Source organism: Streptomyces sp. NBC_00158 (assembly GCF_045160885.1).
GTDB lineage: Bacteria > Actinomycetota > Actinomycetes > Streptomycetales > Streptomycetaceae > Streptomyces.
This window is the reverse complement of sequence record NZ_CP108161.1, coordinates 2,144,502-2,160,882: the sequence shown is the minus strand read 5'-3', so window position 1 is coordinate 2,160,882 and position 16,381 is coordinate 2,144,502. Positions and strand designations below refer to the sequence as shown.

The following is a 16,381-nucleotide window of genomic DNA, read 5'->3' as shown; positions in this document are numbered from 1 at the left end:
GGCCCCCGCAACGCGAACCGGCCCCGCCCCGCATCCGACAGCCGGAGGCTGTCGCAGCGGCGCGAAGCCGGTGAGGCGCCCAGGCGCCGAGCCGCGCGAGCGGCGCGTAAAAATGCTCAGAACAGGCGGAGCTTGTCGTCCTCGATGCCGCGGAGGGCGTCGTAGTCGAGGACCACGCAGTCCATCCCGCGGTCGTTGGCCAGGACCCGCGCCTGCGGCTTGATCTCCTGCGCCGCGAACACGCCGCGCACCGGCGCGAGGTGCGGGTCGCGGTTCAGCAGCTCCAGGTACCGGGTCAGCTGCTCGACGCCGTCGATCTCGCCGCGCCGCTTGATCTCCACCGCCACCGTCGCGCCGGAGGCGTCCCGGCACAGGATGTCGACCGGGCCGATCGCCGTCATGTACTCGCGCCGGATCAGGGTGTAGCCCTCGCCCAGCGTGTCGATGCGGTCGGCGAGCAGCTCCTGGAGGTGCGCCTCGACGCCGTCCTTGATGAGGCCGGGGTCGGTGCCCAGCTCGTGGGAGGAGTCGTGGAGGACTTCCTCCATGGTGATGATGAGCTTCTCGCCCGCCTTGTTGACGACGGTCCAGACGTTCGCGTCGTCCCCGGTCCCCTCCTTGAGGGTGCACGGAGGCGACATCCAGTTGAGCGGTTTGTACGCCCGGTCGTCCGCGTGGATCGAGACACTGCCGTCGGCCTTCACGAGGATCAGACGGGGTGCCGAGGGCAGATGGGCGGTGAGCCGGCCCGCGTAGTCGACGGAGCAGCGGGCAATGACGAGACGCATGGTCGGCAACGCTACTCGACCGACGGGCCTCCACGCGATTCGCCCCTGAAAGCCCCGTTCGCCGATGGCGCGTTGTATGCGCATTCTCCTGGTGCGGCACCCGGTGGGCGCCTACCGTGGTGAGCGGGAGGTTGTCGAGCGTGCACACTGCGTCGCGACCTCCCTCCCTGCCCGTAGGACTCCGGCAGCCCAAACTGCCTGGGTCACGAGAGGAGAACCCATGTCGCTCGACGTCTCACCGGCCCTACTCGAACAGGCCGAGCGAGGCGAGGTCGACGAAGCCGCCTTCGTCGACTGCGTCCGGACCTCCCTGCCTTACGCATGGGAGATGATCAGCTCGTTGGTGGCCCAGCTGGAGGTTGAGGGCGGAGAGTTCGCCGACAACCAGACGCCGCCGCCGGACGAGCAGGCGCGCGGGCAGCTGCTGCGCGCGCTCGCGAGTGACGCGATACGGGGTGCGCTGCAGCGGCACTTCGGGGTGCGCCTGGCGTTCCAGAACTGCCACCGGGTGGCCGTGTTCCCGCTGGATTCCTCGGTGGACGACCGGCTGGCCAAGTTCACGTCGATCCGCGGCCAGCTGCTCAACCAGTCCCCGGAACTTCGGGACTGCTAGCAGTACCGGTACTCCGCTGCCGCTCCGTGTCGCGGGAGGTGCGACTGACACAGGAGCGGCAGCCCCACGCCCCGTACGGGGTCACACCAGCAGGGGGAGGACCTCCGCGGCGAGCCGGCGGACGTTGTCCTCCGTGGCGGCGAGGTCGCCCGACCCCTCCGTCAGCAGGGCGAAGCGGGTGATGCCCGTCCGCTCCGCGGTCTGCGCCAGCCGGTCCGCCGCCAGGGCGGGGCTGCCGACGGGGTGCAGGGAGCACAGCAGTTCCGTGTAGGCGTGCGGGTCCCGCATCGCGCGCTGCCGGCCGTCCACGGTCACGTGGGCGTCCAGGCCCTGGCGGAACCAGCCCGGCATCGACTTCAGCAGGGTTTCGCGCGCGTCGGCCGAGCGGTCCGCCAGCTGGCAGACCCCGGCCGACACGTGCCCCGCGGCCCGTACGGACTCCGGCGAGTGCCCGTGCGCCAGCGCGGTCCGCCGCCACAGCGCGATCTGCTCGGCCTTCTCCTCGTCCCCGCAGTGCATGCCCAGCAGCATCGGCAGCCCGCGCTCCGCGGCCAGCCGTACGGACGCCGGGGAGGTGCATGCGACGATCACTTCCGGCCCCGTCCCGTCGCCGTCCAGCGCGTCGGACGGGCGCGGTACGACGGCCACCTCGCGGAAGGAGCGCCGCGGGCCGGCCGCCCCCACCCGGGGCTCCGCCAGCCAGCGCCGCAGCAGGTCGAGGTCCTCCGGGAAGCCGGTCTCGTACGCCCCGGGTCCGCCCCCGAACACCTCCAGGTCCACCCACGGCCCGCCGCGCCCCACCCCCAGGGTGAACCGGCCGCCCGAGGTGACGTGCAGCAGGGCGGCCTGCTCGCCGAGGGCCACCGGGTGCGTGTTCGGCAGCACGCTGACCGCCGTGCCCACCCGCAGCCGCCGGGTCCGGCCCAGCAGCAGGGCCGCCAGGGTCACCGCCGACGGGCAGACCCCGTACGGCACGAAGTGGTGCTCGGCGAGCCACACCGAGTCCAGCCCCGACTCCTCGGCCACCTCGGCGGTACGCACCGCCCGGTGCAGTGCCTCGCCCTGTCCCTGGCCCGGGAACTGGGCCGCCAGTACAAACGCTCCTACGCGCATCATCGCCCTTAGCCTCCTCGCGGCTGACGCGGCCTCCCCCAGGCGGACCGACTCGTCGACGGCATCGACGTCTGCTGGCAACAACGTCTGACACGTGCCAAAGGCACGGCCTGACAGGAAAGTTATTGAGATTGTCGGGCCAGCTGTCTCCGGAGGGCCTGCCTCCACCCGCCACCCTGCGGGTACCCCGCCTCGCTGCGCGTAGTCTGGGAGAAAGTCACTGTCGGCCGCCCCTTCGTGAGGTATACGTGTCACCGCGCCACAACCGCCCCAGGGGCGGCGAGACTCCGGACGAACGACCCGGCACCGGCCTCGACCGGTTCGGCCTGGAGCGCACCGAGGAGTACCTGGGCGAGGACTGGAAGGTCCGGCACGTGGCGGGGGCCAGCGCGGCGGGCAAGCGCTACCGCTGCCCCGGCTGCGACCAGGAGATCCCCTCGGGCACCCCGCACCTGGTGGCGTGGCCCGAGTACGGCGGCGTCGACGACCGCCGGCACTGGCACAAGGCCTGCTGGAACGCGAAGGACCGCCGCACCTCCAAGGTGCAGCGGTCCCGCAACGCGCCCAGGTACTAGCCCCCCGGGCCGGGCCGGGCCGCGTCAGACGTCCCGGCGGCGCACCACCGCGTACGAGGCGATGACGGCGCCCGCCGTCACCACCAGCAGCAGGAAGAACTGGACCACGTCGCTGGGGGCCGACCGGCCCTCCATGTCGACGCCCTGCAGCCCGAACAACTGGACCAGGCCCACCGGGGCGTTGTAGCGGAGCACCAGCCCGCCGAGCCACGAGGTGACCGGCCACGAGGTCAGTATCGCCCCGAGCACCGGGGGCATCGTGACCACGCCGAGCATGACGGCGATCCCGCCCGCGGAGTGCCGTACGAGCGCCCCGACCGCGAGGGCGAGGACGCCCAGCATGGTCACGTAGAAGGAGCCGGCGACCGCGCCGGTCCAGTCGCTCAGCCCGTGCACCCCGGCGGCGGGCCCGTTGTGCAGGATCGCGGCCCACAGGCCGACGAACAGCACCGAGCCCAGGGTGACCAGGAACGCGGACGTACCGAAGACGAGGTACTTCGCGGTGAGCACCCGCAGCCGCTCGGGGGCGGCGGTGAAGGTGGTGCGGATCAGTCCGGTGCCGAACTCGGAGGAGATCGTCAGCACGCCCAGCACGATCACGGACACCTGCCCGGCCATCAGCCCGAAGAGGGCGGGGCCGGTGAAGGGCAGGTACTGGTAGTCGGCGGGCGAGGTCTGGAGCACGGCGATCATGCCCACGCCGACGACCAGCGCCACGAGGGAGCCGAGCGTCCACAGGGTGGAGCGCACCGAGGTCAGCTTCGTCCACTCCGAGGCCACGGCGTGCCCCAGGTGCGGCCGCGGCGTGGGCAGCGGCGAGCTGTACGCCTGCGGCTGCTCCGCGCTCGCCGCGGGCGGGCCGGCGGGGGTGGGGGTCATCGGGGGTCCTCGGGGGTCTTCTCGGAGCCGCGGGCCAGGTCGGCCGCGCTGCCCGGCATCAGGAACGGGCGCCCGGATCCGGGCGGCGGGGGAGCGAAGAAGCTCGCCGCGGTCTCGGCGGGGACGGCCGCCTCCTCCTCCCAGTCCGGGACGGTCAGCGGCTCGGGCTCCCACAGCTCGGCGCGGGGGTCCTCGGTGGAGGTGTACTCGACGGAGGACTGCGTCATCCGCATGTAGGCCTCCTCCAGCGAGGCCCGGTGCGGGGAGAGCTCCCACAGTCGTACGCCGGCCCCGTGCGCGAGGTCGCTGACGCGCGGCAGCTCCAGCCCGGTCACCCGCAGCGCCCCGTCGGGTTCCTGGAGGACCCGGCCGCCGGCCCGCGTCAGCGCGGCGGCGAGGGCGGTCCGGCCGTCTGAGCCGTCGGCCGCGGGCCCGTCGGCGGCGCGGACCCGCGCGAATCCGGCCGAGTTGTGCGTGATGAAGTCCTGGGTGCTCATGTCGGCGAGCAGCCGGCCCCGGCCGATCACGATCAGGTGGTCGGCGGTCAGCGCCATCTCGCTCATCAGGTGCGAGGAGACGAACACGGTCCGGCCCTCGGCGGCCAGCTTCCGCATGAGGTTGCGGACCCAGAGGATGCCCTCGGGGTCGAGGCCGTTGACGGGCTCGTCGAAGAGCAGCACCTGGGGGTCGCCGAGGAGGGCGGCCGCGATGCCGAGGCGCTGGCCCATGCCGAGGGAGAAGCCCTTGGTGCGTTGTCGGGCGGCGTCCTGCAGGCCGACCACGCCGAGGACCTCGTCGACGCGCTTCTCGGGGATCCCGGAGAGCTGGGCGATGGACAGCAGGTGCGTGCGGGCCCGGCGGCCGCCGTGCATGGCCTTGGCGTCGAGCAGGGCGCCGACGTGACGCTGTGCGTTCGGCAGCTCGCGGAAGGGGAGGCCGTTGATCGTGACGCGGCCGGAGGTGGGCCGGTCGAGCCCGAGGACCATGCGCATGGTGGTGGACTTGCCGGAGCCGTTGGGGCCCAGGAAGCCGGTCACGTGGCCCGGCCTGACCTGGAAGGACAGCTGGTCGACGGCGGTCTTGGCGCCGAAGCGCTTGGTCAGCCCGACTGCCTCGATCATCCTCGTGCCCCTTGCCAGCCGGGACGTCTCTCGCCCGCGTACGCCTTAAGAGGATATCGAGGCCCGTGCGGTTCCCGTCCGGGCCGGATCCCTGAGCTGCCCCTGAGATCCGACCCGGGGATGTCCCGTAGTACGCGGGACGTCCGTCACGAGGAGGACGTCCCACGTCACGGGCTGTGCGTCAGGCGTCCCTCTTCGCCAGGGTGAGGTAGCCGGCGGCGACGGCGGCCAGGGACCACAGCGCCATGATCCCGAGGCCGCCCCAGGGTCCGTAGGGCGCGTCGGCGTCCGAGGAGGCGACGGTCTGCATGATCGCGGATCCCGCCATGTTGGGCAGGTACTCGGCGATCTTGCGGGTGGCGTCGACCAGGCTGAGGACGATCGGCAGGATCAGGACGAAGGTGATCAGGACCGAGATCGCGGCGGCCGAGTTCCGCAGGACCATCGAGATCCCGATGGCGAACGCAGCGAGCAGGGCCAGGTAGAGGCCGACGCCGGTCACCGCGCGCAGGACGTTCTCCTCGCCGAGCGAGGTGCTGTGGTCGCCGAGGAGCGCCTGTCCGAGGAAGAAGGACAGGAAGCCGGTGGCCAGGCCGACGACCAGGGCGAGGCCGGTGGCGACGGTGACCTTGCCCAGCAGCAGGGTGCCGCGCCGGGGCACGGCCGCGAGCGAGGTGCGGACCATGCCGGTCCCGTACTCGCTGCCGACCACCATCGCGCCGAAGACCAGCACGGCCAGCTGGCCCAGCAACATCCCGGAGAAGCTCATCTGCGTGGGGTCGAAGGTGAGCTGCGAGGCAGGGGGCAGCTTGTCGAAGGTCGCGTTGGTCACGGCGCACAGGCCGGCGCCCATGGCGACGGTGACCAGCAGCGTGGTGGCCAGCGTCCAGCTGGTGGAGGTGACGGTGCGGATCTTGGTCCACTCGGACCGGAGGACGGCGGAGTACGCCACGTCACTCACCGCCCTTGCGGGTCGCCTCGAAGCCGGTGCCCCACGCGGGGCCGGCGGGCGGGGCTGCGGCCGCGCCGGGGGCGTGGGCATGGTATTCGACGGAGTCCGCCGTCATGCGCATGAACGCTTCTTCCAGTGAAGCCCGTTGCGGGCTGAGTTCGTGCAGCACGATCTGGTGCTGGGCCGCCAGTTCGCCGAGCCGCTCGGGTTCGACGCCGTCGATCTCCAGGGTGCCGGTGGCGGGCACGCTGACCGCGTTGATGCCGGCCTCGTGCAGTACGTCCTTGAGCCGTTCCTGTTGCGGCGAGCGCAACCGTACGTAACTGCGGGAGTTCTGGCGGATGAAATCGGACATGGACATGTCGGCAAGGAGCTTTCCCTGACCGATGACGATCAAATGGTCCGCGGTCAGCGCCATTTCGCTCATCAAGTGGGAGGAGACGAAGATCGTCCTCCCTTCGGACGCCAACCCCTTCATAAGATTGCGGATCCAGAGAATTCCCTCGGGGTCCAGACCATTGACGGGTTCGTCGAACATGAGGATCTCCGGATCCCCCAGCAGGGCAGCGGCGATTCCCAGCCGTTGGCCCATTCCGAGCGAAAATCCTTTCGACTTCTTCTTGGCGACGGCCGTCAGGCCGACCAGGTCCAGCACCTCGGCCACCCGCTGCTCCGGGATCCGGTTCGACTGGGCCAGGCAGAGAAGGTTGTTGTACGCGCTGCGACCGCCGTGCATGGCTTTCGCGTCCAGCAGCGCCCCGATGTGCTTCAGCGGTTCCGGCAGGTCCCGGTAGTGCTTCCCGTCGATCCGGACCGTGCCGCCCGTCGGGCGGTCGAGGTCGAGCATCATGCGCATGGTCGTGGACTTCCCCGCCCCGTTGGGGCCGAGGAAGCCGGTCACCACCCCCGGTCTGACCTGGAAGCTGAGGTTGTCCACGGCGGTCTTCGCGCCGAATCGTTTCGTAAGGCCCTCAAGCTCGATCATGCGGCCACGCTAGAACGCCCAGGGGCCGTACGCCACCTCAAAAAGGTGACATACGGCCCCTGATGTGCGGGTTTCGCTACCCGCGGGTAGACGGCGGCGTACGCGCGGGCGTACTAGCGGCTCTGCTGCGCCGGGACGCCCCGGGTGACCGGCTCGTCGTCGATCGGGGAGCCGGCGGCCGCCACGGCCGCGCCCGTCAGCGTCGCGAGCATCTCGCGGACGTTGGTCAGCTGCGCGTTGATGGAGTCGCGACGGTTCGTCAGCGCCGCCAGCTCGCGCTCGGACTCGCTGCGGATGCGGTCGGCCTTGGCGTTGGCGTCGGCCACGATGTCCTCGGCCTGGCGCTGCGCGGTCTCCACCGTCTGGCGGGCCCGGCGCTCGGCGTCCGTACGCAGCTTCTCGGCCTCCAGGCGCAGCTGCTCGGCCCGGTGCTCGATCTCCGCGAGACGCTTCTCGGCCTTCTGCTGACGCGAGGCCAGGTCGCGCTCCGACTGCTCGCGACGCTTGGCCAGGTTGGTCTCGAAGTCCGCGGCGGCCTGGGCGGCCTTGGCGCGGGTCTCCTCGAACAGCGCGTCGGCCTCCTCGCGCTTGGAGGCCGCGTCCTTCTGGGCCTCGGCGCGCAGGGCGGCCGCGTCGCCCTTGGCCTTCTCGACGATGCGGACGCCCTCGTCCTCCGCGTTCGACTTCCGGTCCGCCGCGAACGACTCGGCGTCGTTGCGCACCTGCTGGGCCGCCGACTCGGCCAGCTCGCGGTGCTGCTCGGCCGCGCGACGGGCCTCCTCGCGCAGGTCCTTCGCCTCCTCCTCGGCCAGCCGCAGGATCTTCTCGACCCGGGCGCCGAGACCGGCGTACGACGGCTCGGCGTCGCTCACCTGGGCCTGGGCGTTCTGCGTTTCGAGGTGCAGCTCCTCGATCCGCTTTTCCAGAGAGTTGATACGTCCTAGGGCGCTGTCGCGGTCGGAGACCAGCTTGGTAATGCGGTCGTCCACCTGACCGCGGTCGTAACCACGCCGCACGAGCTCGAAGCCGAAGGGGGAGGAAGTGTCGCTCATGGGGTTCCTGTCGAATGAGACCGATGAGGTGCTACGTGAGGTGTTAAGGGGAATCCTAGGCGCCAGGGCGGCGTGTCATCGAGTCAATCCGGGTTTGCCCTGGACAATGACACCCCTTTTGAGTGGCAAGGCGACGGAATGATTGTCACTCCTTCGACTGAACCTCCCTCAGAAGCACACATCCGGTGTTCTGACTACCCCTCTGACCCCTTGCCACCCGAACGAGTGGAACCCGCTGATGCGCCGGCCTTCACGCCCCCCGCGCCCTGGCCGCCCAATGCGGGCTTTCCGCCACCCGAAGGTGCCTCGAAAGATTCCAACGCCTCAAGAACGTCCTGGACACGGGAGATCTCCGCCTGAATGTCCTCGCGCCTGCGCACGAGCACCTCCAGCTCGCGACGGCCCTCGTCGACCAGCCGCTCCGCCTCCGCCGTCGCCTCCGCGAGCACCTTCTCGGCCTGCCGCGAAAGCTCCGCCTTCTTCGTCTCGGCCTCCTTCAGCAGCGCCTCGGCCTTGCGCACGGCCGCGATGCGGACCTTGCTCGCCTCGCTGCTCGCGTCCGACACCAGCTCCTTGGCCTTCGCCTCCGCCTCGGCGCTCTGCTCGGTCGCCGCACGGACCAGCTTGTCCACGCGCTCGCCGGCCGACTTCATCTGCTCCGCCGACTCCCGGCGGGCACGCTCGTGCAGCTCCTCCACCTCGGAATCGACGCGGGAACGCAGCTCCTCCGCCCGCTCCCTTATGGCGGCGGCGTCCGTACGCGCGCCGACCAGCAGTTCGTCCGCGTCCGTACGGGCCTTCTCCACCGTGGAGTTGCCCTCCACGGTCGCCTCCGACGTGATGCGCGCGGCCTCCTTGCGGGCCGCGTCGACCATCGCGTCGGCCTGCTCCTCGGCCGCCGTGGTGGCGGCGAGGGCCTGCCGGCCCGCGTCCGAGGTCAGCTTGTCCGCCTCCGCGGCCGCCTCCGTGATGAGCCGGTCCACCTGCTCCGCGGCCTCCGTACGCCGCTTGTTGGCCTCCTCACGGGCCTCGTCCAGCAGCCGCTCGGACTCCTCGCGGGTCTCCGTACGGGTGCGCTCCGCGTCGGTCGCCGCCTCCGCCTTCACCCGCTCCGCCTCGGACCGGGTGCGCGTCGCGTGCTCCTGCGCCGAGGCCAGCGCCTCCGCCGCCTCCGCGCGCAGCCGCTCCGCCTCGCCGGCGGCCTCGCCGACCGCGCGCTCGTTCTCCTTGCGGGTCTGCTCGGTGAGCTTGTCCGCCTCGGACGCCGCCTCGGTGATGAGCCGGTCCGCCTGCTCGGCGGCCTCGGTACGCAGCCGGTTGCCCTCGGCACGCGCCTCGTCCAGGGTCTGCTCGGCGTCCCGCTCGGCGGCCTCCAGGGTCTCGTTCGCCGCGGCCGTGACGCGCTCCGCCTCCGCCGTGGCCTCGCCGATGATCCGGCCGCCCTCGGTACGGGCCTCCTCCAGCGTCCGCGCCGCCTCCGCGACGAGCCGGTCGGCCTCCGCCGCGGCCTCGCCGACCGTGCGCTCGTTGGCCGCGCGGGTCTCCTCGACCAGCCGGTCGCCCTCCGCGCGCGACTCCACCAGGATCCGCGCCGAATCCCGCTCGGCGGCGGCCAGGGTGTCGGCCGCCTGCGTCTTCAGGGCGGCGGCCCGCGCCTCGCCCTCCTCCAGGACCCGTGCCGCCTCGGCGCGCAGCCGCTCGGCCTCCGCGGCCGCCTCGCCGACCGTGCGCTCGTTGTCCTCGCGGGTCTGCTCGGTGAGCTTGTCCGCCTCGGACGCCGCCTCGGTGATGAGCCGGTCCGCCTGCTCGGCGGCCTCCGTGCGCAGCCGGTTGGCCTCCGCGCGCGCCTCGTCCAGGGTGCCCGCGGCCTCGGCCCGGGTGGCGTCCGCCGCCTCGACGGCCTCGGCGCCGAGCCGCTCGGCCTCCGCGCGGGCCTCGGTGACCGTGAGCTCGTTCGCCGCGAGGGTCTCCTCGGTGAGGCGCTCCGCCTCCGCCTCGGCATCGGCCACGATCCGGGCGCCCTCGGCGCGCGAGGCCTCCAGGGACTCCGCCGCCTCGCCGCGGATCCGGTTCGCGTCGTCCCGGGCGTCCGCCCGGGTCCGCGCCGCGTCCCGCTCGGACGCCGCCAGGGCGTCCGTCGCCTCGGTGCGCACCCGCTGCGCGTACTCGGCCGTGTCGGCCCGCAGCTGCTCCGCCTCGGTGATCGCGTCGCCGACGGTCCGCGCCGCCAGCTCCTTCGCCGCGTCCGTCTCCACACGGGCCTCGCTGCGCACCCGCGCGGCGTCCTCGGCCGCGCGCTCGCGCTCCGCGTGGGCGTCGGCGCGGACCCGGTCCGCCTCCTCCTCCGCCTCGGTGCGGGTACGGTCCGCCGCGTGCTCGGCCGCGCTGCGCAGCCCGGAGATCTCCTCCTCGGCCTGCTCGTGCAGCCCGGCCACGGAGTCGCGCACCTGCTGCGCGGTGGCCTCGGCCGCCGCGACCAGCTCCGACGCGCGGCGCTCCGCCTCCTCGGTCAGGCGGGCCGCCTCGGCCTGCGCCTCCTCCGAGCGCTTGCGGGCCTGCGCCAGCAGCTCCTCGTTCTGCTCACGGGCCTGCGCCCGCTCGTTGCCCGCGTCCGTCCGGGCCGCCGACAGGGTCTCCTCGGCCTCCCGGCGGCGCCGCGCGGCCTCCTCCTGGGCGGCCGCCAGGGCCTCCGCGGCCTCCTCGGCGACCCGCTCGGCCGCCGCCTTCGCCTCGGCGCGCAGCCGGTCCGCGGTCTCCTGCGCCTCGGTGCGCACCCGCTCGGACTCGGCCTCCGCCTCGGCCCGCAGCCGTACGGAGACCAGCTCGGCCTCCGCGCGGACCCGGCCCGCGTCCTGCGCCGCCTCGGCGCGCAGCTGCTCGGACTCCGACTCCGCCTGCGACTGGAGGGTACGGATCCGCTCCGCCGCCTCGGCGCGCAGCCGGTCGTTCTCCTCGGTGGTCTCCTTGCGGATGTTCTCCGCCGCCAGCCGGGACTCGCGCAGCGTCTGCTCCGCCGACGTCAGCCGGGCCTCTGCGTCCGTCTGCAGCCGGGCCAGCTCCGCGTCCGCCTCGGCGCGCTTCGCCGCCAGCGCCCGCTCGGTCTCCTCGCGGCGCGCCCGTACGGCGGCGTCCGTCTCGGCGGTCAGGGCCTCGGCCTGCTCCTCGGCCTCCGCGCGCAGCCGCTCGGCCTCCGCGCGGGTCCGCTCCAGGGTCTCCTCGGCCTGCCGGCGCAGGGTGGTGGCCCGCTCCACGGCCTCGGCACGGACCCGCTCGCTCTCGGCGGTGGCCCCGCCGCGCAGCTCGTCCGCGTCCGACTTGGCCTTGCCCAGCAGCTCCTCGGCGGTCCGGGCCGCCTCCTCGATCTGCTGCACCGCCTCGCGGCGGGCCTCGCCGCGGATCCGCTCGCCCTCGGCGACGGCCTCCGCGCGCAGCTGCTCGGCCTCGCCGCGCAGCCGCCGCGCCTCCTCCTGGAGCTCGACCGTGCGGGCCCGGTACTCCTCGGTGTCGTCCTTCGCGGCGCCCTTGAGCTCGTCGGCCGTGGCCGCGGCCTGGGCGCGCAGCCGGTCCGCCTCGGATTCCGCCTCGCGGCGGATCCGCTCGGCCTCCTCGGACGCGGCGCGGGTCGTCGCCCGGGCGTCCTCCGAGGCCTTGTTCAGCACGTCCTCGGCGGTGCGGGCCGCCTTCGCCAGCTGCGCCGCCGTGTCCTCGGCGGCGGCCGTACGGGCCTGCTCGCCGGCCTCCGTGCGCAGCCGCTCCGCCTGCGCGCGGGCGTCGGCCAGCGCGTGCTCGGCCTCGGCCTTGAGGGCCTCGGCCTCCTTCGTGGCCTCGCCGACCAGCCGGGCGACCTGCTCCTTCGCGGTGCGGGTGCGCTGGTCGTTGACGGACTCCGCCGAGGCGAGCTGCCGGGCGGCGCTCTCCTTGGCCTCCGCGAGCAGCTTCTCGGCCTCGGCGCGCGCGGTGCGCAGCGCCCCGTCGGCCTCCTGGACGCGGGCCTCGGCGACCCGGCCGAGGTCCATGGTCTGCTGCCGGGTCTGCTCGGCCTCGGCGCTGGTGGTGGAGCGCAGCCGCTCCGCGTGCTCGGTGGCCTCCTGGGCCTGTGCGGAAGCGGCGGCCAGCAGCCGCTCGGCCTCCTTGCGGGCGCGCAGCAGCGCCGACTCGGCCTCGGTGCGGGCGGCCTCCGCGTCGGCGGCGAGCCGCCGGCGGGCCTCCTCGGCGGTCCGGGCGGCCTCGGCGCGGGCGGCGTTCAGCGCCTGCTCGGCCTCGGCGCGGGACTCCTCCATGAGCCGGCGGGCCTGGGACTCCGTACGGGCGCGCAGCTGCTCGGCCCAGGCGACGTTCTCGTTGACGTGCGCCTCGACGGTCTGGCGGCGCTCGTTGAGCTCCTGGTCCAGGCGCTGGCGCCGGTTGACGGCCTCGGTGTGCAGCTCGGCCTGCAGGCGCGCCTGGTGCTCGGCGTGCTCCTGGAGGATCCGCTGGGTCTGCGCCCGGGCGTCGCGCAGCTCGCGCTCGGCGTCGGACCGCATCTGGTCGGCCTGCACCTGGGCATTGCGCAGCAGCTGCTCCGCCTGGTAGCCCATGTCCGCGCCGTCGTAGGCAGGGCGGGACGCGAGCGCGCGCCGCACCTCATGCAGCTTGGCGCGCAGCACCTCGACCTGGTACCCGAGGTCCTCGGCGTGCTGGACGGCCTTCCCGCGCTCCTTCTTCAGCCGCTCCATCTCGGCTTCGAAGCGCGAGAGATGGTCGGCTTCGGCCTGATGGCTCTCCTGGCTTTCGTAGCCCCGCACAGCGCGGTCCCATCCGTCCCCTGGTCGCAAGCTCACTCCCAATTGAGCATCGCTCGCCCGCTGAACGACGCCCCCGGGGAATGGTGTCAGATGTCGGGGCAGGGCTCTCGGCCCCGACCCCGTTCCGCACCGAACCCCGGCCGAGCCATGGCCACTCTACCGGCCGGGGAATGGGGACATCAGTGCTCAGGGTTGGAGGTGACCAGTTCGGTGAGGACTCCGTGGCAGTCCTTGGGGTGGAGGAAGGTGATCCGGGAGCCCATGGAGCCGGTGCGGGGCTCGTCGTAGAGGACGCGGACGCCCTTGCCGCGGATGGCTTCCGCGTCGCCGTCGACGTCGGCGGTGCCGAAGGCGATGTGGTGCACGCCCTCGCCGTTCTTGGCCAGCCACTTGGCCACCGTGGAGTCCTCGCGGGTGGGCTCCAGGAGCTGGAGGTAGGAGGCCCCGCCGTCGGAGGTCCCGTTGATCTTGAGCATGGCCTCGCGGACGCCCTGCTCCTCGTTGACCTCGGTGTGGAACACCTCGAACCCGTACGTGGCACGGTAGAACTCGACGGTCTTGTCCAGGTCGAAGCAGGCGATCCCGATGTGGTCGATTCTTGTCAGCATGGGACCAGTGCACCGCCGAGGAGGGGCGTCACGCAACGTGCCAGCGATCACACCGACTGCCCGGTGACTGCGCGGGTACCGCTCAGTACATTCGGGTAAACCCTCGTTCACTCCTCATCCTCAAGGGGCTGTGCCTCATGTCCGGAACGAACAACACCACCTCAGTGATCGTCGCCGGGGCCCGCACGCCCATGGGGCGGCTGCTCGGCTCGCTGAAGTCCTTCTCGGGCGCCGACCTCGGCGGCTTCGCCATCAAGTCCGCGCTGGAGCGGGCCGGGATCTCCGGCGACCAGGTCCAGTACGTGATCATGGGCCAGGTGCTCCAGGCCGGCGCGGGCCAGATCCCCGCCCGCCAGGCCGCCGTCAAGGCCGGCATCCCCATGAACGTGCCCGCGCTCACCATCAACAAGGTGTGCCTGTCGGGTCTGGACGCGATCGCGCTGGCCGACCAGCTGATCCGCGCCGGGGAGTTCGACATCGTGGTCGCGGGCGGCCAGGAGTCGATGACCAACGCCCCGCACCTGCTGCCGAAGTCCCGCGAGGGCTACAAGTACGGCGCCATCGAGATGCTGGACGCGATGGCCTACGACGGCCTGACCGACGCCTTCGAGGGCATCGCGATGGGCGAGTCCACCGAGAAGCACAACACCCGCCTGGGCATCGAGCGCGCCCCGCAGGACGAGTTCGCCGCCGCCTCCCACCAGCGGGCCGCGGCCGCGCAGAAGAACGGCGTCTTCGAGGCCGAGATCACCCCGGTCGAGATCCCGCAGCGCAAGGGCGACCCGGTCATCTTCGCCGCCGACGAGGGCATCCGCCCCGAGACCACGGTGGAGTCCCTGGGCAAGCTGCGCCCGGCGTTCGCCAAGGACGGCACCATCACCGCGGGCACCTCCTCGCAGATCTCCGACGGTGCGGCCGCGGTGGTCGTGATGAGCAAGGCGAAGGCCGAGGAGCTGGGCCTGGAGTGGCTCGCCGAGATCGGCGCCCACGGCAACGTGGCCGGCCCCGACAACTCCCTCCAGTCGCAGCCCTCGAACGCGATCCTGCACGCCCTGAAGAAGGACGGCCTGGAGGTCTCCGACCTGGACCTCATCGAGATCAACGAGGCCTTCGCGGCGGTCGCCGTGCAGTCAATGAAGGACCTCGGCGTGACCCCGGAAAAGGTGAACGTCAACGGCGGCGCCATTGCCCTGGGCCACCCGATCGGCATGTCCGGCGCCCGTGTGGTGCTGCACCTGGCGCTGGAGCTCAAGCGCCGCGGCGGCGGCACCGGTGCCGCGGCCCTGTGCGGCGGCGGCGGCCAGGGTGACGCCCTCGTGATCCGCGTCCCGAAGGCGTAGGGGCGAGCGCATGGCGACGGTGGACGTCCCCACGCTGGTGGCACAGGCCCGTGAGGGCCGGCCGCGGGCCGTGGCCCGGCTGATCTCACTGGTCGAGGGGGCGTCCCCGCAACTGCGCGAGGTGATGGCCGCCCTGGCACCGCTGACCGGCGGCGCGTACGTGGTCGGGCTGACCGGCTCCCCGGGGGTCGGGAAGTCGACCTCGACGTCGGCGCTGGTCTCGGCCTACCGCGCGGCCGGCAAGCGGGTCGGCGTGCTCGCGGTCGACCCGTCCTCGCCCTTCTCGGGCGGGGCGCTGCTCGGCGACCGGGTCCGGATGTCGGACCACGCGTCCGACCCCGGGGTCTACATCCGCTCGATGGCCACCCGCGGGCACCTGGGCGGGCTCGCCTGGGCGGCCCCGCAGGCGATCCGGGTGCTGGACGCGGCGGGCTGCGACGTGATCCTCGTCGAGACGGTCGGGGTCGGGCAGTCCGAGGTGGAGATCGCCTCGCAGGCCGACACCTCGGTGGTGCTGCTGGCCCCGGGCATGGGCGACGGGATCCAGGCCGCGAAGGCGGGGATCCTGGAGATCGGCGACGTGTACGTGGTGAACAAGGCCGACCGGGACGGCGCGGACGCCACCGCCCGGGAGCTGAACCACATGCTGGGCCTGGGGGAGACCCGCGGTCCCGGCGACTGGCGGCCGCCGATCGTCAAGACGGTCGCCGCCAAGGGGCAGGGCATCGACGAGCTGGTCGAGGCGCTGGAGAAGCACCGGGCGTGGATGGACGAGCGCGGGGTGCTGGCCGAGCGCCGGGCGGCGCGGGCGGCGCGGGAGGTGGAGACCATCGCGATCACCGCACTGCGGGGGCGTCTGGCTGACCTGCGCGGGGACGCGCACCTGGACGCGCTGGCGGCCCGGGTGGCGGCCGGCGAGCTGGACCCGTACGCGGCCGCGGACGCCCTGCTGGACAGTCTGACCGAGGGCTGAGGGGCCGGGCGTGGAAAGGAAAGGGCGGGGAGCCTCGGCTCCCCGCCCTTTCCCGTGCCCGCGGCGCGTACGGCGCGTACGCCGCCTGCGTCCGCGTGCGCTCAGATCTTGCCGCGGTTGCCGCGCAGGTGCTCCGCGACCGGCCGCAGCGACTCGCGCAGGGCCTGGAGGGCCTCCGGCGGCAGCAGGTCGATGAAGTGCTCGCGGACGGACGCCACGTGGTGCGGGGCGACCTTGCGCATGGTCTCCATGCCCTCGTCCGTGAGGACCGCGTACAGGCCGCGGCGGTCGGACTCGCAGTTCACCCGGCGGACCAGGCCCGCGGTCTCCATGCGGGTGATCTGGTGGGAGAGCCGGCTCTTGGACTGGAGCGTGGCCGTGGCCAGGTCGCTCATCCGCATCCGCAGGCCTTCCGACTCCGAGAGGTTCACCAGGATCTCGTAGTCGTTGTTGGTGAGTCCGAAGGGCTGGAGATCCTTTTCCAGCTGGTGCATCAGCAGTCTGCTGACGTCCAGGTGGGTGCGCCAGGCGCACTGTTCCGCGTCGGTAAGCCAGCGGGTGGCCGTCTCGGTCTCCATCGTCTCCATGAAAGAACTCT

At 72.8% G+C, this 16,381-nt stretch carries 14 protein-coding genes; 4 read left to right on the top strand and 10 right to left on the bottom strand.

Annotated elements, in window-relative coordinates; genetic code table 11:
• Window positions 1-116 precede the first annotated feature (116 nt).
• Window positions 117-788 carry an endonuclease NucS gene (nucS, locus tag OG553_RS09525; RefSeq protein ID WP_362459659.1) on the bottom strand — a complete coding sequence of 224 codons (672 nt, stop codon included), beginning with the start codon at window positions 786-788 and terminating at the stop codon, window positions 117-119.
• A gap of 220 nt (window positions 789-1,008) precedes the next feature.
• Here nucS and OG553_RS09520 point away from each other — a divergent pair, with 220 nt between their 5' ends.
• Window positions 1,009-1,401, top strand: coding sequence for an SCO5389 family protein (locus OG553_RS09520; protein ID WP_007266607.1), 393 nt, complete (start codon window positions 1,009-1,011; stop codon window positions 1,399-1,401).
• An 81-nt stretch (window positions 1,402-1,482) separates the two neighbouring features.
• Here OG553_RS09520 and OG553_RS09515 read toward each other — a convergent pair whose 3' ends face one another.
• Window positions 1,483-2,514, bottom strand: coding sequence for an LLM class flavin-dependent oxidoreductase (locus OG553_RS09515; RefSeq protein WP_405983001.1), 1,032 nt, complete (start codon window positions 2,512-2,514; stop codon window positions 1,483-1,485).
• A gap of 248 nt (window positions 2,515-2,762) precedes the next feature.
• On the opposite strand from OG553_RS09515, the gene OG553_RS09510 reads away from it, so the two are divergent.
• The gene (locus OG553_RS09510; RefSeq protein WP_385767167.1) at window positions 2,763-3,089 is read left to right on the top strand and encodes an ATP/GTP-binding protein; all 327 of its coding nucleotides are present in this window, start codon (window positions 2,763-2,765) and stop codon (window positions 3,087-3,089) included.
• Between the two features lie 24 nt (window positions 3,090-3,113).
• On the opposite strand, the gene OG553_RS09505 is transcribed toward OG553_RS09510, so the two are convergent.
• The 7 genes from OG553_RS09505 to mce all read right to left on the bottom strand — a co-directional run bounded on the left by OG553_RS09505 (window position 3,114) and on the right by mce (window position 13,470).
• Window positions 3,114-3,968 carry an ABC transporter permease gene (locus tag OG553_RS09505; RefSeq protein WP_405978570.1) on the bottom strand — a complete coding sequence of 285 codons (855 nt, stop codon included), beginning with the start codon at window positions 3,966-3,968 and terminating at the stop codon, window positions 3,114-3,116.
• Window positions 3,965-5,089 (bottom strand): ABC transporter ATP-binding protein, encoded by a 1,125-nt coding sequence (locus OG553_RS09500; RefSeq protein ID WP_405978569.1) that lies wholly within the window; start codon window positions 5,087-5,089, stop codon window positions 3,965-3,967. Before OG553_RS09500 ends, OG553_RS09505 begins: the two co-directional genes overlap by 4 nt.
• Window positions 5,090-5,270: 181 nt before the next feature.
• A complete protein-coding gene (locus OG553_RS09495; protein ID WP_405978568.1) occupies window positions 5,271-6,050 on the bottom strand; it encodes an ABC transporter permease subunit in 780 nt (259 codons plus the stop codon).
• The gene (locus OG553_RS09490; protein WP_405978567.1) at window positions 6,043-7,026 is read right to left on the bottom strand and encodes an ABC transporter ATP-binding protein; all 984 of its coding nucleotides are present in this window, start codon (window positions 7,024-7,026) and stop codon (window positions 6,043-6,045) included. The genes OG553_RS09495 and OG553_RS09490 overlap by 8 nt, the downstream gene beginning before the upstream one ends.
• 113 nt (window positions 7,027-7,139) lie before the next feature.
• Complete coding sequence (locus tag OG553_RS09485; protein WP_007266614.1) at window positions 7,140-8,078, bottom strand: hypothetical protein; 939 nt, start codon at window positions 8,076-8,078, stop codon at window positions 7,140-7,142.
• A 194-nt stretch (window positions 8,079-8,272) separates the two neighbouring features.
• A complete protein-coding gene (scy, locus tag OG553_RS09480) occupies window positions 8,273-12,862 on the bottom strand; it encodes a polarized growth protein Scy (protein WP_405978566.1) in 4,590 nt (1,529 codons plus the stop codon).
• A gap of 179 nt (window positions 12,863-13,041) precedes the next feature.
• Window positions 13,042-13,470, bottom strand: a complete 429-nt coding sequence (mce, locus tag OG553_RS09475) for a methylmalonyl-CoA epimerase (RefSeq protein WP_405978565.1) — start codon at window positions 13,468-13,470, stop codon at window positions 13,042-13,044.
• Between the two features lie 137 nt (window positions 13,471-13,607).
• Between mce and OG553_RS09470 the strand changes: the two genes are divergently transcribed.
• Together OG553_RS09470 and meaB are read left to right on the top strand one after the other, a co-directional pair.
• A complete protein-coding gene (locus OG553_RS09470; RefSeq protein ID WP_405978564.1) occupies window positions 13,608-14,810 on the top strand; it encodes an acetyl-CoA C-acetyltransferase in 1,203 nt (400 codons plus the stop codon).
• Window positions 14,811-14,820: 10 nt separating this feature from the next.
• Entirely contained in the window at window positions 14,821-15,783 is a 963-nt protein-coding gene (gene meaB / locus OG553_RS09465) for a methylmalonyl Co-A mutase-associated GTPase MeaB (protein WP_007266619.1), read from the top strand.
• Between the two features lie 101 nt (window positions 15,784-15,884).
• On the opposite strand, the gene OG553_RS09460 is transcribed toward meaB, so the two are convergent.
• On the bottom strand, window positions 15,885-16,361 hold the full coding sequence (locus OG553_RS09460) for a MarR family winged helix-turn-helix transcriptional regulator (protein ID WP_405983000.1): 477 nt from the start codon (window positions 16,359-16,361) through the stop codon (window positions 15,885-15,887).
• Between the last annotated feature and the right edge of the window lie 20 nt (window positions 16,362-16,381).